The sequence below is a fragment of the Sphingobium sp. 15-1 genome (assembly GCF_013375535.1).
Lineage (GTDB): Bacteria > Pseudomonadota > Alphaproteobacteria > Sphingomonadales > Sphingomonadaceae > Sphingobium > Sphingobium aromaticivastans.
Genome location: NZ_JABXJG010000001.1, coordinates 951,026 through 970,835, shown reverse-complemented (window position 1 = coordinate 970,835; position 19,810 = coordinate 951,026). Strand labels below are relative to the sequence as shown.

Annotated in this window: 18 protein-coding genes and 1 pseudogene; 8 read left to right on the top strand and 11 right to left on the bottom strand. The window is 65.0% G+C overall.

Going from position 1 to position 19,810, the window contains the following annotated elements; genetic code table 11:
* Positions 1-11: 11 nt before the first annotated feature.
* Positions 12-698 (top strand): transcriptional repressor LexA, encoded by a 687-nt coding sequence (gene lexA, locus HUK72_RS04460; protein ID WP_176595712.1) that lies wholly within the window; start codon positions 12-14, stop codon positions 696-698.
* Here the strand turns inward: lexA and HUK72_RS04455 are convergent.
* Entirely contained in the window at positions 689-2,833 is a 2,145-nt protein-coding gene (locus tag HUK72_RS04455; protein WP_176595711.1) for a ComEC/Rec2 family competence protein, read from the bottom strand. The genes lexA and HUK72_RS04455 overlap by 10 nt on opposite strands.
* Positions 2,834-2,880: 47 nt before the next feature.
* Here HUK72_RS04455 and gltX point away from each other — a divergent pair.
* Both gltX and HUK72_RS04445 read left to right on the top strand, forming a co-directional pair.
* Positions 2,881-4,336, top strand: a pseudogene (gene gltX / locus HUK72_RS04450) (glutamate--tRNA ligase).
* Positions 4,337-4,353: 17 nt separating this feature from the next.
* Positions 4,354-5,640, top strand: a complete 1,287-nt coding sequence (locus HUK72_RS04445) for a citrate synthase (RefSeq protein WP_176595710.1) — start codon at positions 4,354-4,356, stop codon at positions 5,638-5,640.
* A gap of 309 nt (positions 5,641-5,949) precedes the next feature.
* Here HUK72_RS04445 and HUK72_RS04440 read toward each other — a convergent pair whose 3' ends face one another.
* Positions 5,950-8,226, bottom strand: a complete 2,277-nt coding sequence (locus HUK72_RS04440) for an ATP-dependent helicase (RefSeq protein WP_176595709.1) — start codon at positions 8,224-8,226, stop codon at positions 5,950-5,952.
* A gap of 104 nt (positions 8,227-8,330) precedes the next feature.
* Between HUK72_RS04440 and HUK72_RS04435 the strand changes: the two genes are divergently transcribed.
* Both HUK72_RS04435 and HUK72_RS04430 read left to right on the top strand, forming a co-directional pair.
* The gene (locus tag HUK72_RS04435) at positions 8,331-8,726 is read left to right on the top strand and encodes a GFA family protein (protein WP_176595708.1); all 396 of its coding nucleotides are present in this window, start codon (positions 8,331-8,333) and stop codon (positions 8,724-8,726) included.
* 125 nt (positions 8,727-8,851) lie between these two features.
* A complete protein-coding gene (locus tag HUK72_RS04430; RefSeq protein WP_255325611.1) occupies positions 8,852-9,313 on the top strand; it encodes a Fe-S oxidoreductase in 462 nt (153 codons plus the stop codon).
* On the opposite strand, the gene HUK72_RS04425 is transcribed toward HUK72_RS04430, so the two are convergent.
* Entirely contained in the window at positions 9,270-9,752 is a 483-nt protein-coding gene (locus HUK72_RS04425) for an Rrf2 family transcriptional regulator (RefSeq protein WP_176595706.1), read from the bottom strand. The genes HUK72_RS04430 and HUK72_RS04425 overlap by 44 nt on opposite strands.
* 112 nt (positions 9,753-9,864) lie before the next feature.
* Between HUK72_RS04425 and HUK72_RS04420 the strand changes: the two genes are divergently transcribed.
* Complete coding sequence (locus tag HUK72_RS04420) at positions 9,865-10,314, top strand: globin domain-containing protein (RefSeq protein WP_176595705.1); 450 nt, start codon at positions 9,865-9,867, stop codon at positions 10,312-10,314.
* Between the two features lie 90 nt (positions 10,315-10,404).
* Here the strand turns inward: HUK72_RS04420 and rsmD are convergent, their stop codons facing one another.
* Positions 10,405-10,944: a 16S rRNA (guanine(966)-N(2))-methyltransferase RsmD gene (rsmD, locus tag HUK72_RS04415; protein WP_176595704.1), complete on the bottom strand. Its 540-nt coding sequence runs from the start codon at positions 10,942-10,944 to the stop codon at positions 10,405-10,407.
* Positions 10,941-11,855 carry a pseudouridine synthase gene (locus HUK72_RS04410; RefSeq protein WP_176595703.1) on the bottom strand — a complete coding sequence of 305 codons (915 nt, stop codon included), beginning with the start codon at positions 11,853-11,855 and terminating at the stop codon, positions 10,941-10,943. Before HUK72_RS04410 ends, rsmD begins: the two co-directional genes overlap by 4 nt.
* A 160-nt stretch (positions 11,856-12,015) precedes the next feature.
* On the opposite strand from HUK72_RS04410, the gene HUK72_RS04405 reads away from it, so the two are divergent.
* Together HUK72_RS04405 and HUK72_RS04400 are read left to right on the top strand one after the other, a co-directional pair.
* Positions 12,016-12,474 carry a response regulator gene (locus HUK72_RS04405; protein WP_176595702.1) on the top strand — a complete coding sequence of 153 codons (459 nt, stop codon included), beginning with the start codon at positions 12,016-12,018 and terminating at the stop codon, positions 12,472-12,474.
* 123 nt (positions 12,475-12,597) lie between these two features.
* Positions 12,598-13,917 carry an MFS transporter gene (locus HUK72_RS04400; RefSeq protein WP_176595701.1) on the top strand — a complete coding sequence of 440 codons (1,320 nt, stop codon included), beginning with the start codon at positions 12,598-12,600 and terminating at the stop codon, positions 13,915-13,917.
* 33 nt (positions 13,918-13,950) lie between these two features.
* Here the strand turns inward: HUK72_RS04400 and HUK72_RS04395 are convergent, their stop codons facing one another.
* The 6 genes from HUK72_RS04395 to HUK72_RS04370 all read right to left on the bottom strand — a co-directional run bounded on the left by HUK72_RS04395 (position 13,951) and on the right by HUK72_RS04370 (position 19,763).
* A complete protein-coding gene (locus tag HUK72_RS04395) occupies positions 13,951-14,391 on the bottom strand; it encodes a DUF6628 family protein (RefSeq protein WP_176595700.1) in 441 nt (146 codons plus the stop codon).
* Between the two features lie 68 nt (positions 14,392-14,459).
* Positions 14,460-15,782: a folylpolyglutamate synthase/dihydrofolate synthase family protein gene (locus tag HUK72_RS04390; protein WP_176595699.1), complete on the bottom strand. Its 1,323-nt coding sequence runs from the start codon at positions 15,780-15,782 to the stop codon at positions 14,460-14,462.
* A 164-nt stretch (positions 15,783-15,946) separates the two neighbouring features.
* On the bottom strand, positions 15,947-16,798 hold the full coding sequence (accD, locus tag HUK72_RS04385; protein ID WP_176595698.1) for an acetyl-CoA carboxylase, carboxyltransferase subunit beta: 852 nt from the start codon (positions 16,796-16,798) through the stop codon (positions 15,947-15,949).
* Positions 16,795-17,625: a tryptophan synthase subunit alpha gene (trpA, locus tag HUK72_RS04380; RefSeq protein WP_176595697.1), complete on the bottom strand. Its 831-nt coding sequence runs from the start codon at positions 17,623-17,625 to the stop codon at positions 16,795-16,797. The genes accD and trpA overlap by 4 nt, the downstream gene beginning before the upstream one ends.
* A gap of 129 nt (positions 17,626-17,754) precedes the next feature.
* Entirely contained in the window at positions 17,755-19,008 is a 1,254-nt protein-coding gene (gene trpB / locus HUK72_RS04375) for a tryptophan synthase subunit beta (RefSeq protein ID WP_176595696.1), read from the bottom strand.
* A gap of 113 nt (positions 19,009-19,121) precedes the next feature.
* Positions 19,122-19,763: a phosphoribosylanthranilate isomerase gene (locus HUK72_RS04370; RefSeq protein WP_176595695.1), complete on the bottom strand. Its 642-nt coding sequence runs from the start codon at positions 19,761-19,763 to the stop codon at positions 19,122-19,124.
* Positions 19,764-19,810 lie beyond the last annotated feature (47 nt).

Genomic DNA, 19,810 nt, shown 5'->3' with positions numbered 1-19,810 from the left:
GGCAAGGCGAGATGTTGACACCCAAGCAACAGGAATTGCTGAGCTTCATTCAGACCCGGCTGGAGGAGGGAGGCGTGTCCCCCTCTTTCGAGGAGATGAAGGAAGCGCTGGACCTGCGGTCCAAATCCGGCATTCACCGCCTGATCAATGCGTTGGAGGAGCGCGGCTTCATCCGCCGCCTGCCCAATCGCGCCCGCGCGCTGGAAGTGCTGAAGCTGCCTGAGGCCATGCATCGAGCGCCCAAGGTCGTCGCACCAATCAAAACGCCTCTGGCGGCGGGCACGGCGTTGAGCAGGCCGCCGGTCGCGGCCAATGACATATTGGAGATTCCGCTGCACGGCCGCATCGCGGCCGGCGTGCCGATCGAGGCGCTGGAGGGACAGAATATGCTCTCCGTGCCAGCGGCGCTGCTCGGGACCGGGGATCATTATGCGCTGGAAGTGGCGGGGGACTCCATGGTGGAGGCGGGTATCCTTGATGGCGACTTCGCGCTCATCCAACGCACCGACGTGGCGCGGGAGGGGCAGATCGTGGTCGCGCTGATCGACGAGAATGAGGCGACCCTCAAATATTTCCGGCGGGAAGGGCAGAAGGTCCGGCTCGATCCAGCCAATGGCGCCTATGAACCGCAATTCTACGATCCGCAGCAGGTGCGCATCCAGGGCAAGCTGGCTGGGTTGCTGCGGCGCTATAATTGACGTCCCGCAAGGCCGCGCGGCCGGGTTGAAGGCCGCGCGACCCAGGGATGCTCGTCATTCGCTGATTTCACGCTGCGCAAGGCGCCATGGTCGAGATCGATGGCTAGACCGCCGGTCGCCGTCAGCAAGCGTCGATCCACCTTCAGCCAGCGCGGGCGACAGACGCCCGGCAGGCGGCGGTCGCTGACGACGATGTCGGCACGTGCGCAGTCCCGCGCCAATATCGCATTGTCGATCTTCATGCTGCTCCGCGTCAGCAGCAGGTGCCAGTTCCGCCCGCCGCCGGTCAGGCGAACGGCGCAGAGATCGGGGGAGCAACGCGCTTGCGGCAGCGCCGCCATCGCCTCCAGCGTGCCGTCATAACCGGCGCTCTCCGCCATGACTTCGCGCACATAGTTGCCCGCACGTCCCCGCAGCATCGCCATTCCGCCGTTCGCGGTCCTGACAGCGATATGGCGGCCATCGCCGGTTATCAGGATGGAGGGTGGAGAACTGGCAATGATCATCGCCACGCCAGCCGTCACGGGCGTCAAACCGAGCCAGCGCCACCGGCTTCGCCACAGCAGACACCACAGCATGCCCGACAGGATCAGGCCGAACACCGCCCCCGATTGCGCGGGCGCCAGCACCACCGCCCAAGGGCTGGACGCAACCCCATGCGCAACTAGCAGCAACAAATCCAATGCCCGCGCCGTGAGCCACCAGAAAGGCGCGCCCCATCCGCACAGGTCGAAAAGCAAGGCCATCGCCTCCAACGGCATGACGACCAGGGTGGTGAGCGGTATGGCCACCAGATTGGCGACCGAACCCAGCATGCCCGCCTTGTGGAAATGGAAAAGCGCGATCGGGGCCAGCACCAGTTCGACCACCAGTCCCGTCGCCAGCATGCCAATCAGATTGCGGGCGATCCGGCGCCAGATTTCCTCGTCCCGCGCCGCCAGGAAAGCGCGGAATCGCGGATGCTCGCCCAGCGACACCAGGGCGACCACGGCGGCGAAACTCATCTGGAAACTCGGCCCGACCAGCGCTTCAGGCCAAAGGAGCAGCACCACCAGCGCTCCCGCCGCCACCAGCCTGAGCGTGATCGCATCCCGCCCCATCGCCAATCCGCCCAGAACCAGCAAGGCGGCGACGCAGGACCGCACGGTCGGAACCTCCGCGCCGGTCAGAAGCGTATAGCCGATGCCCGCCAAAGCTCCGCCGCCCGCCGCGACCAGCATCAGCGGCCAATCGAGCGCCGCCCGCCGGCTGAGCGCCATCGCCCGCATCAGCAGGAAAATCACCGCCGCGATCAGGGCCGTGACATGCAGCCCGCTGATCGACAGCAGATGGGCGAGCCCGCTCCGCCGCATCGCCGTCGCATCGGCGTTGGTGATCGCGCCCTGATCCCCCGTCGCCAGAGCGGCGGCAATGCCCGCACCCTTCCCAGGCACCCGCTCCAATATGTGCGCGAACAGCCGTGCCCTCAGCGGCGGCCCCGCCGTCGCGGGCCGCAGGACGACAATCGGCCGCAGCACGCGCCCGGTCGCGCCGATGCCGTCGAAATAGGCGCGGCGCGCAAAGTCATAGCCGCCCGGCAGGCTTGGCGGCGCAGGCGGCATCAGCCTCGCCCGGAACCGTATGATCGCCCCCTCCCCAATGCCCTCCGGCATCAGCCCATCGTCAAGATTGACCCTTAACAGGGGCGGCAGCGCGGGCATGTCGACCGGACGAACCAGCACGCGACTCATCTTCTGCGCGGGGAGCCTGTTGACCGACCGGACCTCTCCCGTCAGCTCGACAAAAGCCGCGCTGGGCAAAGGCGGCGCGCCCCAGATCATCGCCTTCGCCCAGACCAGCAGGCATCCCGCACAGGCCAAAAGACTGGCCGCAAGGATCGCCTGCCGCACCCGTCCGCCGACCGGTAGAACAAGGGCGCAACAGGCAGCCGCCAGCATGATGCAGCAAAAGGCCAGCCATTCCAACCGATTAGCCAAGACGAACCAGGCCGCGATTCCCACGGCCAAGGCAACCGGCGCCCAAAGCGGCAACCGCTCCCGCTCTTCCTCCAGCCAAAGCTCCAGGCCGTGCCAAAGCCGTTCCGCCCTCCCCCCAAGAGAAGTGATAACGGAGGTTTGTCGTGGCTCGAAAGCCATGCTAGGGGGCGTCGCGATCATGGATGGGTCGGTGGTTATCAGGGCGAATGTCAGGGAATGAAGCGGTGAGTGCTACAGGTTCGAACAAGCAGGTAGTAACCCGTTTTGCGCCGTCGCCTACCGGTTTTCTTCATATCGGCGGCGCGCGCACCGCACTCTTCAACTGGCTGTTCGCGCGCCATCATGGCGGCAAGTTCCTGCTGCGGATCGAGGATACCGACCGGGCGCGCTCCACCGAGGAAGCCGTCGCCGCGATCTTCGACGGCCTGGAATGGCTGGGCCTGGCCGGCGACGAGCCAGCGGTCTTCCAGTTCGAGCGCACGCCGCGCCATGCCGAAGTGGCGAACCAGATGCTCGCCGCCGGCCACGCCTATCGCTGCTATGCGACGCCCGAGGAACTGGCGGAACTGCGCGAGCAGCAGCGCGCCGCCAAGCAGCCGATGCGCTATGACGGGCGCTGGCGCGACCGCTCGCCCGAGGAAGCCCCGGAAGGCGCGCCCTTCGTCATCCGCCTGAAAGCGCCACGCGAGGGCGAGACGGTGATCGAGGACGCCGTGCAGGGCCGCGTCGTCGTCCAGAATGCGGAGCTGGACGACATGATCCTGCTGCGTTCGGACGGCACGCCCACCTATATGCTGGCCGTGGTGGTCGACGACCATGACATGGGCGTCACCCATGTCATCCGCGGCGACGATCATCTCAACAACGCGTTCCGTCAGCTAGGCATCATAAAGGCGATGGATTGGGAAGAACCGGTCTACGCCCATATCCCGCTGATCCATGGCTCCGACGGCGCCAAACTGTCCAAGCGGCACGGCGCGCTGGGCGTCGACGCCTATCGCGACGAAATGGGCATGTTGCCCGAAGCGGTGCTCAACTATCTGCTGCGACTCGGTTGGGGCCATGGCGATGAGGAAATCATCTCCCGCGACCGCGCCGTCGAATTGTTCGACATTGCGGGCGTCGGCCGTTCTCCCTCCCGCTTCGACATTAAGAAGCTGGAAAATCTGAACGGCCATTATCTGCGCGAGGCGGACGATGCGCGCCTGGCCGCGCTGGTTGCGCCGCGCATCGCGACCCGCCTTGGCCGCAACCTGCCGGAGAGCGGCCAAAAAACTGCTTGCCGACGCCATGCCTTCGCTCAAGCCCCGCGCCAAGACGCTTAACGAAATTACGGAGGGCGCCGAGTTCTTGTTCAAAAATTGCCCGCTCGATTTTGACGAGAAGGCCCTTGCTCTGCTAGACGACTCGGCGCGCGCGCTGCTGGGACAGACAGCCGACGCTCTTGCGCCCGTCCAGTCCTGGACGGTCGAAGCGATCGAGGAAGCAATACGCCGCGTGGCAGAGGATGCCGGCCTCGGGCTTGGAAAGGTCGCGCAGCCTTTGCGCGCGGCGCTGACCGGTCGCACGGTTTCGCCGGGAATTTTCGACGTCCTTTTCCTTTTGGGAAGGGCGGAGAGCTTGGAACGATTGGCCGCTGTGAGGCACGCATCGGCCAATTGAAGTATCAGGAGAACAGCATGTCGGATAACAATGCCACTTTGAGCGTCGGGGGCGACGCGAAAGACTATGCCATTCTGAATGGCACGGTCGGCCCGCAGGTCATCGACGTCCGCAAGCTCTACGCCAACACCGGCATGTTTACCTATGATCCCGGCTTCACCTCCACCGCGAGCTGCGATTCGGGCCTGACCTATATTGACGGCGACGCCGGCGTGCTGCTGCATCGCGGCTATCCGATCGACCAGCTTGCCGAACAGTCGAGCTTCATGGAGGTCAGCTACCTCCTCCTCAACGGCGAACTGCCGTCGAAGAAGGAGCTGGAGGATTTCACCCGCACCATCACGCGCCACACCATGGTGCATGAGCAGCTCACCACCTTCTATCGCGGTTTCCGCCGCGACGCGCACCCGATGGCGATCATGTGCGGCGTGGTCGGCGCGCTTTCGGCCTTCTATCACGACTCGACAGACATCAACGATCCGCAGCAGCGCAAGATCGCCAGCCACCGCCTGATCGCCAAGATGCCGACGATCGCGGCCATGGCCTATAAATATTCGGTGGGTCAGCCCTTCGTCTATCCGCGCAACGACCTCAGCTACACCGCCAACTTCCTGAACATGACCTTCTCGGTCCCGGCGGAAGACTATGTGCTCGACCCGGTGGTCGTGGACGCGATGGACAAGATCTTCACGCTCCATGCCGACCATGAGCAGAACGCGTCCACCTCGACCGTGCGTCTGGCCGGTTCCTCGGGCGCCAACCCCTTCGCCTGCATCGCGGCCGGCATCGCCTGCCTCTGGGGTCCGGCGCATGGCGGCGCGAACGAAGCCGCGCTCAACATGCTGCGCGAAATCGGCACCGTCGACCGCATTCCGGAATATATCGCCCGCGCCAAGAACAAGGACGATCCGTTCCGCCTGATGGGCTTCGGTCACCGCGTCTACAAAAATTACGACCCGCGCGCGACCGTCATGCAGAAGACCGCGAAGGACGTTCTGGCCAAGCTGGGCGTCAATGATCCGATCTTCGACGTGGCGAAGGAACTGGAGCAGATCGCGCTCCACGATCCCTATTTCGTCGAGAAGAAGCTCTATCCGAATGTCGACTTCTATTCGGGCGTGATCCTCTCGGCCATCGGTTTCCCGACCGAGATGTTCACCGTGCTGTTCGCGCTCGCCCGCACCGTCGGCTGGGTCGCGCAGTGGAACGAAATGATCTCCGACCCAGCGCAGAAGATCGGCCGTCCGCGCCAGCTCTACACCGGCCCGGCGCAGCGCGACTATGTCCCGGTGGAGAAGCGCTGAACCGCGCTGACGGCGGGCAAAGGGAAACGGCGCCCATCGGGCGCCGTTTTTGTTTGGGCAGAAATTGGCCAATCCAAGACATTCCCCTCCCGCAGGCGAAAGGGGTTAGGGGTGGGTGCGAGCGCAGCGAGCTTCAGGCTTAGCCGTTGAAAATTTACGCCGATGTCGCGCCAGCCCACCCCCTAGCCCCCTCCCGCTTGCGGGAGGGGGAATGGCAGGAAACCACCCAAAGCGGACTTCCCGCGCTTCTTCCGGACGGCATCGGAGAGGATCGTCGCCCGATCTATTCAGCGGTCCGGGAAAGGCCGATCAAGCCGGTTGAACGAAGCTGTCCATAACCCGCTTCCGTCCCGCGGTCTCGAAATCGATCTCCAGCTTATTGCCTTCGATCTCCGCGACGGTGCCGTAGCCGAATTTCTGGTGGAAGACGCGCAGGCCGACGCTCATGTCGTCCCGGCCTTTATTGCCCAGCGAGATGGCGGAGGCGCGAGCTTCCACGATCCGGACAGGTTCCTTCACGAACTGGCCGCTTTGCTGGGCGCGTTGCCAGCCGGGGCCTCTTGCAGAACCGCGCTGGACATTGGCGAAAGGGTCGGCCCGCTCCGACCAGTTGGCGCGCCAGAGCGATGCGCCGCCGGATAGGCTGCTTTCCTCCTCCACATGCTCGGGCGGGAGTTCACCCACGAAGCGCGAGGGGATGGAACTGGTCCATTGGCCGTAGATGCGGCGATTGGCGGCATGGAGGATGAGGCACAGCTTCCGCGCGCGCGTGATCGCGACATAGGCGAGGCGGCGTTCTTCCTCCAATGAATTAAGGCCGCCTTCGTCCAGCGCCCGCTGGGACGGGAAAATGCCTTCCTCCCAGCCCGCGAGGAACACGGTGTCGAACTCCAGCCCCTTGGCGGCGTGGATGGTCATGATGGTGATCTTGCGCTCGTCCGCCTGCGCTTCATTGTCCATGACCAGCGAGACATGCTCAAGGAACGCGCCCAGCGTCTCATATTCCTCCATGGCGCGGGTGAGTTCGTTGAGGTTTTCCAGCCGCCCCGCGCTCTCCGTCGTGCGTTCGGCCTGGAGCATGGCGGTGTAGCCGCTTTCGTCCAATATCTGCCGGGCGAGTTCCGCATGGGGAAGCTGCGCCGCTCGGTCGCGCCAGCGGGCGAGGTCGCCTATGAACGCGCCCAGCGACCGGCGGGCCTGCGGGGTCATTTCATCGGTGTCGAGGATGCGGGCGGCGGCGAGGGCCAGGGGAATGCCCTCGGCGCGGGCGAGGCGGTGCAGCTTTTCTACCGCCTTGTCGCCCAGGCCCCGCTTGGGGACATTGACGATTCGCTCGAAGGCAAGATCGTCGGCTGGCTGGTTGACGAGGCGCAGATAGGCGAGCGCATCGCGGATCTCGGCGCGTTCGTAGAAGCGGAAGCCGCCGACGATGCGATAGGGCAGGCCGATCTGGATGAAGCGGTCTTCGAATTCGCGGGTCTGGTGCTGGGCGCGGACCAATATGGCGACTTCGTCCAATGAGCCGCCCTTCCGCTCGATCGATTCGATCTCGTCGCCCACGCGGCGAGCCTCCTCCGGGCCATCCCAGACGCCGATGACGCGCACCTTTTCGCCCACGTCGATGTCGGTCCAGAGCGTCTTGCCGAGCCGGTTGCCATTCTCCGCGATGACGCCGGAGGCGGCGCCGAGGATGTGCGGGGTCGAGCGGTAATTCTGTTCGAGGCGGACGATCTTCGCGCCCGGAAAATCCTTTTCGAAGCGCAGGATATTGGCCACTTCCGCGCCGCGCCAGCTATAGATGGACTGATCGTCATCGCCCACGCAGCAGATATTCTTGCGCGTCTGGGCGAGCAGGCGCAGCCAGAGATATTGGCTGCTGTTCGTGTCCTGATATTCGTCCACCATGATGTAGCGGAACCGCTGCTGATAGCTTTCCAGCACGTCGCGATGGCGTTTCAATATGACCAGAACATGCAGCAGCAAGTCACCGAAATCGCAGGCATTTACGTCGCGCAGGCGGGCCTGGTAAGCGGCATAGAGCTTCTGGCCTTTTCCGTTGGCGAAACCTTCGCTTTCACCCGCGCCGATCTCCTCCGGAGTCAGGCCCTTGTTCTTCCACTGGTCGATCAGGCCGCCAAGCTGCCGGGCGGGCCAGCGCTTTTCGTCGATCCCCTCGGCCTGGATGAGCTGTTTCATCAGGCGAAGCTGGTCATCCGTGTCGAGGATGGTGAAATTGGATTGCAGCCCGACCAGTTCGGCATGGCGGCGCAGCATCTTGGCGGCGATGGCGTGGAAGGTGCCGAGCCAGGGCATGCCCTCCACCGCGGGGCCGATCATGCGACCGACGCGCTCTCGCATCTCGCGCGCCGCCCTGTTGGTGAAGGTGACGGCGAGGATTTCGGACGGATAGGCGCGGCGGGTGGCGATCAGATGGGCGAGGCGAGCCGTGAGCGCGGCGGTCTTGCCCGTGCCCGCGCCCGCAAGGACCAGCACCGGACCCTCGGTGGTGAGCACGGCTTCCCGCTGCGGTTCATTGAGGCCCTGAAGATAGGCGGGATCGTCGGGCGAAGGAGCGGGCAGAGTCATAGGCTACCAACTAGGATGCTGGGCGGGAGGCGGCAAGGGCGAGCGGGCTTGCACCGCCGCTTCTTCTATGAGAACAAAAGGCGAATCATGCAAGGAGAAAGGCCATGGTTTCGGGCGGATGCCAATGTGGAGCGATCCGGTATGAAGCGCGGGGCGATCCTGTCTATAGCGCGCTTTGCCATTGTTCCGACTGCCGGAAAAGCGCCGGGGCGCCCATGGTGGGCTGGGCGTTGTTTCCGGAGAATATGGTGACGGTGACGGGAAATCCGGTCCCTTATCGGTCATCCGACAATGTGACGCGGGAATTTTGCGGGACATGCGGGTCGGGGCTCTTTTATCGCAATGCCGTGGTCTTTCCGGGCATGGTCGATATTCAGACCGGGACGTTCGACGACCCGTCGGCTCTCCCTCCAGCCATTCATGTGCAATTTGCCGAGGCGGCTTCATGGATGGCGGACGCGCACGAATTGCCCAGGTTCGAACGCTATCCGCAGCCGTGAGGGATCGTCTGGCGGCGCATGCGCCACGGTTCGTCGCCGTTGCCGGAACGTAGACGTCGTGCGTCCGGTTCTTTTCCGAGCCCCAGCGGCAGAACGGGGTGAAGAACAAGGAAAGGATGATCCCGATGAAATCGATCCTGTTGGCGGGTGCCGCCATGCTGGCCTTTGGCACTGGCGTTACCGGCATTGCGATCGCGCAAGATGTGCCGGCGTCGCAGCCGCCCGCGACCGATGCGCCGCCTCCGCCGGACCAGGGCGCGACGCCGGCGACCCCAGCCACGCCAGCCGATCCTGCTATGTCGCCCGCTGCTCCGGCGACGCCCGCTACGCCGCCCCCCGGTGCCGATCCCAATGCGGGACAGCCCACAGGCGCGGTGCCGCCGGATACGGGAATGCGGCCCGCGCCCGCCGGCGTGCCGCATGATCCTTCGGCGCCAGTGGGAAGCTCGGCCAATCCCGCCACGGTCGGCGGCAACATGACGCCGCCGCCGACAGAACAGAAGGATTATCCGCTATGCAGCAAGACGGTGCAGGATAGCTGCATCAATCCGGGCGAGGCGTCCCGCTCTGCCCGCAAGCGGCGCTGACGTCATCGATGACAGGGCTGGGCAGGGCGGCGATCAGCGCCGCCAGCCCGGCCCGGTCGCGCGCCGCGTCGGCCAGGCTATGCTGGTCGAGTACGGCGAGGAAGGCGGCTGTGGCCGCCATCAATATGCCGGACAGTCCGCAGGCCGGGCGAATCGCGCAGGAGCCGCAATCGGCCATGTCCATGGCAGGCTCGGTATAGCGGATGACCTCACCCAATTTGATCGCCTCGGCTGCGCGGGCCAGCGTGAAGCCGCCGCCGCGCCCGCGCTGCGTGTCCAGGAATCCGCCCTGGCCGAGATGATGCACCACCTTCATCAGATGGTTGCGGGAGAGGCCATGGGCGTCCGCGATTTCAGGGATGGTGGCCCGGCCCGCGGGCGTCACCGCGAGATGAATGAGGACGCGCAGGGCATAGTCGGTGTGGCGGGTCAACTGCATGGCAACCGGCGGTAGAGATAGGCTAAGCCTTTTTCAAACATTCATTCTATTTACATCTTAAAAGATGCAACGTAAATGCACCTTTATCGATTCTCGCAGCAAAGGTGCATCCATGACCCAGTTGACCGCCGACACCATCGCCATCGTCAAAGCCACCGCGCCCGCTCTGCGGCAACATGGGGTGGAGATCACGACGGCCATGTATGCGCGGCTGTTTCAGGATGCGTCGATCAAGGACATGTTCGACCAGGCGGCGCAGGAAAGCGGCGAGCAGCCCAAGCGGCTGGCGGCGGCGATCCTGGGCTATGCCGAAAATATCGACAAGCTGCAGGCGCTGGACGGCGCGGTCGCGCGGATGGTGCAGCGGCATGTGGAGACCGGCGTGAAGGCCGAGCATTATCCAAAGGTGGCGGAGGCTTTGCTGCCCGCCATTCGGGATGTGTTGGGCGCTGAGGTGGCTACCGACGCCGTGCTGGATGCCTGGGGACAGGCCTATTGGTTCCTCGCCAATATCCTGATCGGCAAGGAAGCGCAGGCTTATGAGGATGCTGAGGCGGCTTGATCGGGGTTGGGAATGGGGAGGCGCTGCGTGGTTCCCTCTGCGTTGCGCAGCCCCCTCTCCCCGGCCCTCTCCCCCGAGGGGAGAGGGAGTTTAGGGTTCTGCTCTTAAGAGAGTCAGGCGGGCTTTGCCGACATCTCGTGTGGCCTCGATGGTGAAGCCCTTGACCGCGACATCCTCGCGTCGGTCGGTTTCTATGCTGATCCAGGTGGCAGGGCCGGTCCAGCCCAGGCGGCTGAGCTTGTCGAGCGCCACCATGCCCGCGCCGCTATTGTAAGGCGGGTCCATGAAGATGAGGTCCAGCACCTTGCTTGCCGGGCCAAGGGACAGGACGCTGCTCTGACGGATGTCGGGGCGAAGGCCCAGCCTGTCGCCATTGGCCCGGATGGCGTCCAGGGCGGCGCGGTCCTGTTCCACGAAGATGCAGCTTGCCGCCCCGCGTGAGAGCGCTTCGAAACCCAATGCGCCGGAGCCGGCGAAGAAATCGCCCACGTTCAGCCCCTCGAAGGAGCCGATCCGGCTCAGCAGCATGGAGAAGAGGGTTTCGCGGGTGCGGTCCGCCGTGGGGCGGGTGGCGTCGCCTTTGGGGGCGGTGAGGGGACGGCCTCGCCACTGGCCGGCGATGATCCTCATTTTGGGGCCTTCAAACTTTTGCGGAAGACGATGAGGTCGTGCTGACGCACTTCCTCGACCGCGCCGGACGCCAGCTCGCCCAGATGGAACGGACCGTAGCTGGTGCGGATCAGCCGGCTCACCTGAAGGCCGAGATGTTCGAGGACGCGCCGGACTTCGCGGTTCTTGCCTTCGGTCAGGGTCATTTCGATCCACTGGTTGCGACCGGTGCGACGCTCCAGATTGGCCTCGATCTGGCCGTAGCGGATGCCGTCTATCTCTATGCCTTCGAACAGATCCTCTAGCTGGTTCTGGCTGACTTCCCCGAAGGCGCGGGCGCGGTATGTGCGCGGGACGCCGGTCGAGGGGAGTTCCATCTGCCGTTTGAACTCGCCGTCGGTGGTGAGCAGCAACAGGCCTTCGGTCGTCATGTCAAGCCGGCCGATCGGCATGACGCGGGGCAAGTCCGCCGGCAGCTTGTCGTAGATGGTCGGGCGGCCACGCGGATCCCGCTCCGTGGTGAGGAAGCCCGAGGGCTTGTGGAAAAGGAACAGGCGCGTGGGCGCTGGGGCCGCGACGGGGGTGCCGTCTACGGCCACGCCGTGGAGCGAGGCGAGCAGCGTGGCCGGGGTGGTGAGGGCTTCGCCGTTGAGGGTGATGCGGCCTTCCTCGATCATCCGCTCGATTTCGCGGCGGGAGGCGACCCCGGCGCGGGCGAGCAGCTTTGCGATGCGCTGCAGTTCGTTCTTGCCGCTGGCGGCAGCGGCTGCGCGGGCGGGATGAGGATTGCTGGGGCCTGCGGGCGCCGCTTTCGCTTTCTTGAACGGCGGGCGGGCAGGGCGGGAAGTTGGGCTCGTCCTGGCGCCTGCGGGGCGCTTGGGACCGCCGGGCCCCGACCGGCGCGGCGGTCCAGATTTTTTCGGCGGTTCCACGAAAGAGTTCCTTTTCAAAACAGGGCGGCATTCCCATATCGGGAAGGCCAGGAAATTGACGAATGGTGCTGTCCTTGCGCCTATGCGCGGGGACCATGAGAAACCGCATCGGGCGCTGCACGTTTGTCGGCTGAATGGCGCAATTGGGGCGGATCGGCAAATGTTTTTCGGGCTGGTAAAAGGGGAAGCCGGAGCGCGTGGGCGCCGCAAGGCCATTCGGAGCGTTCTGGTGGTCGAAGATGAGCCTTTGGTGGCCTTCGACAATGAGCATGTGCTGGAGATGGCGGGGTATCGCGTGGCCGCGACCGTCGACGATTATGCCCATGCCGTCAGCGTGATCGAAGAGGAAAGCGTCGATCTGGTGATCGCGGACGTGACGCTGCATGGCGAGAAGACCGGGATCGATCTGGCGCGCTTCGCCGCGGGCCGGGGCGTATCGGTGCTGTTCGTGACCGGCGCTTGCCCGATGGATGCGCGGGAGATGGCTTTGGGATGCCTGGCCAAGCCCTATGCGCCGCGGGATTTGCTGGCGGCGATCGACGTGCTGGATGCGCTGCTGCGCGGGAAGGCGCTGCCGCGCTTTCCGGAAGGCTTGCATTTGTTTGGGGATTTGGGCTGAGGGTGGTTAATAACTGCACCCCTCTTCCAACTTCTCCGCCAGGGGAGAAGGTTTAGCGGGTTGTTTCGGCGGCGTTTGGCCATATGGTGGGAACAAGCAAGACCATCGGGGACCGCCGCATTTATGACTGACATAGCAGAGGGTTCCGCTGGCTGGCTGGCTGCGGTGAAGCCCTATGTTCAGAAGGCGCCTTTGGGGGCTTTCTTCCTCGGGGTCTCGTCGGGCTTTCCCTATGCGATGATCGGCGCGACGCTGACCACGCGGTTGGCGCAGGACGGGATCGACAAGAAGGCGGTGACGGCCTTCACCCTCGCCTTCCTTGTCTATAATCTCAAATTTCTGTGGGCCTGGGTGGTCGATGGGGTTCGATTGCCGGTCATCGGGCGGTTGGGGCAGCGGGTTTCCTGGCTGATCCTTGCCGGGCTGTTGGTGATGGCGGCGGTGGCCAATCTGGCGCTGGTCGATCCCTCCACCAGCCTGTTGCAGACGGCCTATGCGGCGATATTGGTCGGGGTGGCGGGAGCGACCTTCGACATCGTGATCGACGCCTATCGGATCGAGACGCTGAAGCCTGAGCAATTGGGTGTCGGGTCGGGCATGTCGCAATATGGCTGGCGGATCGGGTCGGTCGCGGCGGGCGCGCTGGCGCTGGTGCTGGCGGCGCGGATCGGGTGGCATGGGGCTTATCTGGCCTGCGCGGTCTTTGCCTTGCCCGCCATGCTGACCGGGTTGGTGCTGGGCGAGCCGGAGCGGCATCGCGAGCCGACCACGCGGCGCGGAATGGGGGAGGTGTGGCAGTCGATCGCAGGGCCTCTGGTCGAGTTTTTCCGGCGCCGCGGGGCGTGGCTGGTGCTGCTGTTCATCCTGCTGCACAAGATCGGGGATACGCTGGCGAACCTGACCTTCCGCCTGTTGTTCGACGATATGGGCTACACCAATGACGAGATCGCCATTTATGACGTGGGGATCGGATTCTGGGCCTATCTGATCGGGATTTTCGTCGGCGGCGTGCTCTATGCGCGCATGGGGATGAAGCGGTCCGTGCTGGTCAGCCTGTTGCTGATGGGCGTATCCAATTTCAGCTTCGCGCTGCTCGCCGCGCTGGGGAAAAGCAATTGGGGCATGGCTGGGGCGATCGGTTTCGAGAATTTCGCCAGCGGGATCGGTGGGGTGACGGTGGTCGCTTATTTCTCGGCTTTGTGCGACCTGCGCTTCACCGCTGCGCAATATGCGCTGATTTCCGCGGCGGCGAGCATCGTCGGGCGCTTCCTGACCGGGACGACGGCGGGGACGCTGATCGAGCGTTTCGGCTATGTAGATTTCTACCTGCTCACCACCGCCTTGGCAGTGCCGGGGATCGTCCTGTTCTGGCTGATGATGCGGGCGGGGTTGATCGATGCCAGCGTCGGGACGGCGGCGAGTGAGAGCGTGCCTTCCTCCTGAAGCCACCAGCTCCTGCGGAGGCAGGAGCAGGGCTTAACCGGCGGCGCAGAGGTCCAGGGGCCGGCCGAGGTCGTTATGGGCCTGGGCGACGGCTTGCAGACAGGTGAGCGCGCCTAGGGCATGGTCGTTGCCGAGCAGGGCGGCGACATGGTCATAGGCTGTGCGCGGGCTACGCAGGGCGCTACCGATCGCCTGCATCATCAGCGCCTCGTCCGCCGTCATGCGGGAGCAGCAGCAAGGGGCGATCAATATCTTGCGGCTGGAGGTGCGGGCGAGTTCCAGCATCATTGCGCGCATCAGCACCAGCGGGCGGCGGTAGCTGCGCCCGAAAGCACCCAGCATCGCGTTGGCGGCATGGGCGTCGTTGACGCCCGCCGTCGCCATGCGGCGCATGACATAGAGGAATAGCCGGTTGCCGTAGCCGCCCGGGAGCGGACGGGGCTGATCGAGGGAGGTGGGCTCTCCATGGGCCATGCGTTCATACCTTCCGCCTTGTCGTGGGAAGGTTAAAATACGCTATTGCGAGTCAATCGCAAGAAAATTCAGTCGGGATATTGCCCGTTCAGCCGCAAAATCTCTCCCGCCAGGTAGAGGGAGCCTGCGATCAGCAACTTGGGGGCTACCATGCCCTCGGCGGCGATGGCGGCGATCGCTTCGGCGGGGCCTTCATGCGCGGTGCAGGGAATGCCCCAGAGATCGGCTATGGCGGCAAATCGCTCCGGCGGGTGATGATCGTGACCGAGAACGGGCAAGGTGTGGATATGCGCGATCCGGCCGGCGAAGGGAATTAGATAGGCGTCAAGATCCTTGTTCGACAGCATGCCGATGACCAGTTGCAGCTTGTGCCCTTCCAGCCTTTCGCTGGTGAAGAAGGCGCTGATCGCTTCGCCGGCACCGGCATTATGGCCGCCATCCAGCCAGGCTTCGCTGTTTTCCGGCAACGGGGCCAGCAGCGGGCCATGATCCAGCCGTTGCAGCCGGGCGGGCCAATGTGCCCAGAGCGGGGCTGCCTTCAGGGCGGCTTCGCTGACCGGCACGACGCTTTGATGGCGCAGCATGGCGAAGGCCAGCGCGGCGTTATAGATTTGATGGGCGCCCGGAAGACGCGGCAACGGGGTTTCGAGGCGGCCTTGATCGTCGCGATAATGAAGGCGGTCGCGATAGGCGGCGGCGTCCCAGCTTTCGCCCATGGCGAACCATTGGGTGCGGTTGCGGGCGGCGGCGTCCAGCATCACCGGGAAAAGCGAATCGGCATAGCGCTGTGTGACCAGCGGCGCGCCGGGCTTGGCGATGCCGGCCTTTTCGGCGGCGATTTCCTTCAGCGTGCCGCCAAGGAAGCTTTGATGATCGATGCCGAGTTGGGCGATGCCGCAGATCACCGGCTTTTCGATGATGTTGGTCGCGTCGAGGCGGCCGCCGAGACCCACTTCGATGATGCAGGCGTCGGCGGGATGCTCCGCGAAGGCGAGGAAGGCGGCGGCGGTGGTGACTTCGAAGAAGCTGGCGCCGATGCCCTCCGCGACGTCGAGGACGCGGGAGAGATAGGCTGCGAGCGCTTCGTCGGAAATCAGCGCGCCGTTGATGCGGATGCGTTCGTTGAAGCGGACGAGATGGGGCGAGGTGAAGACGTGGACGCTCTTGCCGTCCGCCTCCAGCGCGGCGCGCAGGAAGGCGCAGGTCGAGCCTTTGCCGTTGGTGCCCGCGACGTGGAAGACCGGCGGCAGGGCGCGGTGCGGGTTGCCGAGCCGGTCGAGCAGGAGGCCGATGCGCTCCAGGCCCAATATGTCGGCGCCCGGCGACAGGGTCGCGAGCCGGTCGAGCTGGGCCTGGACGCCCGGATCGTCGGAGACGGCGTGGTCGGCCATCGGCGTTGGTCCTAAAGTTGCAGGGTGTGTGGGGATTTAGTTCAGGACGAGGCGAAAATAATGGATTTCGAGAACCGGCGCGGAGCGTACTAAAAGTATGTGAGCACCGGAAGCGCAGAAAGCCGTTATTTGCAGCCCGTCCTGGACTGAATACCCATACACCCTCAGGCGGCGGCGCGGGGGGTGAGGTAGCCGATCACCCGGGCGAGCGTGTCGCGCAGGTCGCTGCGGTGGACGACCATGTCGAGCATGCCATGATCCAGTAGATATTCGGCGCGCTGGAACCCCTCGGGCAGCTTCTCGCGGATCGTGCTTTCGATGACGCGCTGGCCCGCGAAGCCGATCAGGGCGTTGGGTTCCGCGATCTGGATGTCGCCCAGCATGGCGTAGCTGGCCGTGACGCCGCCGGTGGTCGGGTCGGTGAGGACCACGATATAGGGCAGGCCTGCTGCATGCAGTTTCTGGATTGCGACGGTCGAGCGGGGCATCTGCATGAGGGACAGGATGCCCTCCTGCATGCGGGCGCCGCCAGCGGCCGTGAAGATCACATAGGGGCATTTATGAGCGATGGCTTCGTTGATGCCCTGGATGAAGGCGGCGCCCACGCCCATGCCCATGGAACCGCCCATATAGGCGAAGTTCTGCACGCCCAGGACCAGCGGCACGTCGTCGATCGCGCCGCGGGCGTTGATCAGCGCGTCCTGGTCGCCGGTCGCGGCGCGGGCGGCGCGGATGCGATCCGGATAGCGCTTGGAATCGCGGAATTTGAGCGGGTCTTCCTGCACATGCGGGGTGGGGAGCAGGATGAAACCAGCGTCGAGTATCTGTTCGAACCGCTCCGACGGGCCGATGCGGCCATGATGGTCGCAGCGCGGGCAGACGGAGAGATTGTCTTCCCATTCCTTGATGAAGATCATCTCCACGCAGGACGGGCATTTGTGCCACAGCGTCTCGACCGTGGTTTCCTTCTTCGCGATGAAGGGAATGGCTTTGCGGACGCGGTTGATCCAGCTCATGCTGCGGTCTCCCGGAAATGAGGGCTGTTGGCGTTGAGCGCGCCGCGAAGGGCCGCGACGAAGTCCTTGACGAAGGGCGCGGCGGCATCCCCATGCGAGCCGATGATGTCGACGATGGCGGAACCGACCACCACGCCGTCGGCTACGCGGCCGATGGCGGCGGCCTGATCGGCGGAGCGGACGCCGAACCCCACCGCAATGGGCAGGTCGGTGGCGGTCCGCAGGTTGGCGACCGCTTGTTCGACGGCGGCCTGGGCGGCCTGCTGCTTGCCGGTGATGCCCGCGACGGCGACATGGTAGAGGAAGCCGCTGGCGCCATTCAGCACGGCGGGCAGGCGGGCCGCGTCGGTCGTGGGGGTGGCGAGGCGGATCAGATGGATGTCGGCCGCGCGCAGGGCCGGGCCGATTTCGGCGTCTTCCTCTGGCGGGATGTCGACGCAGATCACGCCGTCGACGCCTGCGGCCTTGCACTGGCCCGCGAACCATTCGGAACCGCGAACCAGCATCGGGTTGGCATAGCCCATCAGGACCAGCGGCGTTTCCGGATGCCTGACGCGGAAGGCGGTGGCGAGGGCGAAAATGTCTTTCGTCCTGGTGCCCGAGCCGAGGCTGCGCAGGTTCGCGAGTTCGATCGCCGGGCCGTCGGCCATCGGATCGGTGAAGGGCATGCCGAGTTCGATGATGTCGGCGCCGCCCTCGACGAGCGCGTCTAGGATCGCGGGCGTGTCGGCCACGGTCGGGTCGCCCGCCGTCACGAAAGTGACGAGCGCGGCGCGGCCCTGCGATTTGCAGGCGGCGAAGCGGGCGGAGAGGCGGTCAGCGGTCATATTCAATTCCAAAACCCGACACGCAACATGCTCCCGCGAAGGCAGGAGTCCAGTCCACGGGTCGTGTGAACAGGTGACGGTTGAACTCGGCTCCTGCCTTCGCAGGAGCACGGTATGCGGCGGGCGAAGTCACATCTCCACTCCCAGCGCGCTGGCCACGGTGAAGATGTCCTTGTCGCCGCGGCCGGAGAGATTGACGATCAGTATCTGGTCGGCGTCCAGTGTGGGCGCGACCTTTTCCGCGCTGGCGACCGCATGGGCGGATTCGAGCGCGGGGATGATGCCTTCCAGCGCGGAAAGCTTCTGGAAGCTGGCCAGCGCCTCGTCATCGGTGATCGGCATGTACTGGACCCGGCCGATCTCGTGCAGCCAGCTATGCTCGGGGCCGATGCCCGGATAGTCGAGCCCGGCAGAGATGCTGTGCGCCTCGGTGATCTGGCCGTCTTCGTCCTGGAGCAGATAGGTGCGGTTGCCGTGGAGGATGCCGGACTTGCCGCCCGCCAGTGAAGCGGCATGCTTGCCTTGCAACCCCTCGCCTGCTGCTTCGACGCCGATCATCTTGACGTCCGCGTCGTCCAGGAAGGGGTGGAACAGGCCGATGGCGTTGGAGCCGCCGCCGACCGGGGCGATCAACATGTCAGGCAGGCGGCCTTCCAGTTCGAGGATTTGCTCACGCGCTTCCCTGCCGATGATCGACTGGAAATCGCGGACCAGCTCCGGATAGGGGTGCGGGCCTGCCGCCGTGCCGATGATGTAGAATGTGTCGTGGACGTTCGACACCCAATGGCGCAGCGCGTCGTTCATCGCGTCCTTGAGCGTCTGCGAGCCAGAGACGACCGGGATCACCTCCGCGCCGAGAAGCTTCATGCGGAAGACGTTGGGCTTCTGCCGCTCGACGTCCTTCGCGCCCATGAAGATCTTGCATTCCATGCCGAACAGGGCGGCGACGGTCGCGGTGGCGACGCCATGCTGGCCAGCGCCGGTTTCCGCTATGACCTTCTTCTTGCCCATGCGACGGGCAAGCAGCGCCTGGCCGATGCAATTGTTGATCTTGTGCGCGCCGGTGTGGTTCAGTTCCTCACGCTTGAGGTAGATTTTGGCGCCTTTTCCTGCCGGAGCTTCGGCGCGGAGGGCTTCGGTCAGGCGCTCGGCATAATAAAGCGGGTTGGGGCGGCCAACATAGGAACGCAGCAATTCGCTGAACTCGGCGTCGAAGGCCGGGTCCTCCTTGGCTTCCTTATAAACCTTCTCCAGCTCCAGGATGAGCGGCATCAGCGTTTCGGCCACATAGCGGCCGCCGAACGAACCGAAATGGCCGGAGGCGTCGGGCTGCGAACGCAGGCTGTTGGCCAGGGTGACAGGCGGGGTGATGGTATCGGTCATCGCTTGCATCTCGTCAGGCAATAGGGGTCACTTCGCGAACAAGGGAAGCGATCAGCGCCATCGGCCTGCGATGCGCTCTGCGGGGCCCGGCCCGTTTTGGATCAGCGTCTGCCTCATGAGGACGCCGCATTGCAGAAGGCCATGATCTTGTCCACACTCTTGATGCCCGGCGCGCTTTCGACGCCCGAGGAAACATCGACCAGCGGGGCGCCGGTGATGCGGACGGCTTCGGCCACATTGTCGATGCCCAGGCCGCCGGACAGGCCCCAGGGCGTGGATATGGGGGCACCCCTGAGCAACGTCCAGTCGAAGCGCAGACCCATGCCGCCAGGGAGCGCCGCGCCGTCCGGCGTCTTGGCGTCGAACAGGAGGAAGTTGGCGGCGCCAACATAGGCGTTGGCGGCTTCAATGTCGGCGCGGGTTTTGACGGAGATGGCTTTCCAGACGCTTAGCCCGAAGCGTTGACGGATGGCGGCGACGCGTTCGGGGGATTCCTTGCCGTGGAGTTGGAGGGCGGTGAGGGCGCCCGTGGCGGCAAGCTCGGTCAGTATCTCATCGGTCGGGTCGACGAGGACGGCGACGCGCTCAATATGGGCGGGGACCGGGGCGGCGAGGGCGCGCAATTGGTCGGCTTCGACATGCCGGGGGCTTTTGGGGAAATGGACGAAGCCCAGATGCGTTGCGTCCGCGCGCATGGCGGCGCCTACCGTGTCCGGCGTCGAGAGGCCGCAGATTTTGATCGCGAGTCGGGACATGGGGGCGCTTTAGCGGGTGCGGTGAGCGAGGGCCATATGCCGCGTGC

Excerpts from the sequence above, each read along its gene's own strand:
- lexA (WP_176595712.1), top strand. The coding sequence starts at position 12 with ATGTTGACACCCAAGCAACAGGAATTGCTGAGCTTCATTCAGACCCGG.
- HUK72_RS04455 (WP_176595711.1), bottom strand. The coding sequence starts at position 2,833 with ATGGCTTTCGAGCCACGACAAACCTCCGTTATCACTTCTCTTGGGGGG.
- HUK72_RS04445 (WP_176595710.1), top strand. The coding sequence starts at position 4,354 with ATGTCGGATAACAATGCCACTTTGAGCGTCGGGGGCGACGCGAAAGAC.
- HUK72_RS04440 (WP_176595709.1), bottom strand. The coding sequence starts at position 8,226 with ATGACTCTGCCCGCTCCTTCGCCCGACGATCCCGCCTATCTTCAGGGC.
- HUK72_RS04435 (WP_176595708.1), top strand. The coding sequence starts at position 8,331 with ATGGTTTCGGGCGGATGCCAATGTGGAGCGATCCGGTATGAAGCGCGG.
- HUK72_RS04430 (WP_255325611.1), top strand. The coding sequence starts at position 8,852 with ATGAAATCGATCCTGTTGGCGGGTGCCGCCATGCTGGCCTTTGGCACT.
- HUK72_RS04425 (WP_176595706.1), bottom strand. The coding sequence starts at position 9,752 with ATGCAGTTGACCCGCCACACCGACTATGCCCTGCGCGTCCTCATTCAT.
- HUK72_RS04420 (WP_176595705.1), top strand. The coding sequence starts at position 9,865 with ATGACCCAGTTGACCGCCGACACCATCGCCATCGTCAAAGCCACCGCG.
- rsmD (WP_176595704.1), bottom strand. The coding sequence starts at position 10,944 with ATGAGGATCATCGCCGGCCAGTGGCGAGGCCGTCCCCTCACCGCCCCC.
- HUK72_RS04405 (WP_176595702.1), top strand. The coding sequence starts at position 12,016 with ATGTTTTTCGGGCTGGTAAAAGGGGAAGCCGGAGCGCGTGGGCGCCGC.
- HUK72_RS04400 (WP_176595701.1), top strand. The coding sequence starts at position 12,598 with ATGACTGACATAGCAGAGGGTTCCGCTGGCTGGCTGGCTGCGGTGAAG.
- HUK72_RS04395 (WP_176595700.1), bottom strand. The coding sequence starts at position 14,391 with ATGGCCCATGGAGAGCCCACCTCCCTCGATCAGCCCCGTCCGCTCCCG.
- HUK72_RS04390 (WP_176595699.1), bottom strand. The coding sequence starts at position 15,782 with ATGGCCGACCACGCCGTCTCCGACGATCCGGGCGTCCAGGCCCAGCTC.
- accD (WP_176595698.1), bottom strand. The coding sequence starts at position 16,798 with ATGAGCTGGATCAACCGCGTCCGCAAAGCCATTCCCTTCATCGCGAAG.
- trpA (WP_176595697.1), bottom strand. The coding sequence starts at position 17,625 with ATGACCGCTGACCGCCTCTCCGCCCGCTTCGCCGCCTGCAAATCGCAG.
- trpB (WP_176595696.1), bottom strand. The coding sequence starts at position 19,008 with ATGACCGATACCATCACCCCGCCTGTCACCCTGGCCAACAGCCTGCGT.
- HUK72_RS04370 (WP_176595695.1), bottom strand. The coding sequence starts at position 19,763 with ATGTCCCGACTCGCGATCAAAATCTGCGGCCTCTCGACGCCGGACACG.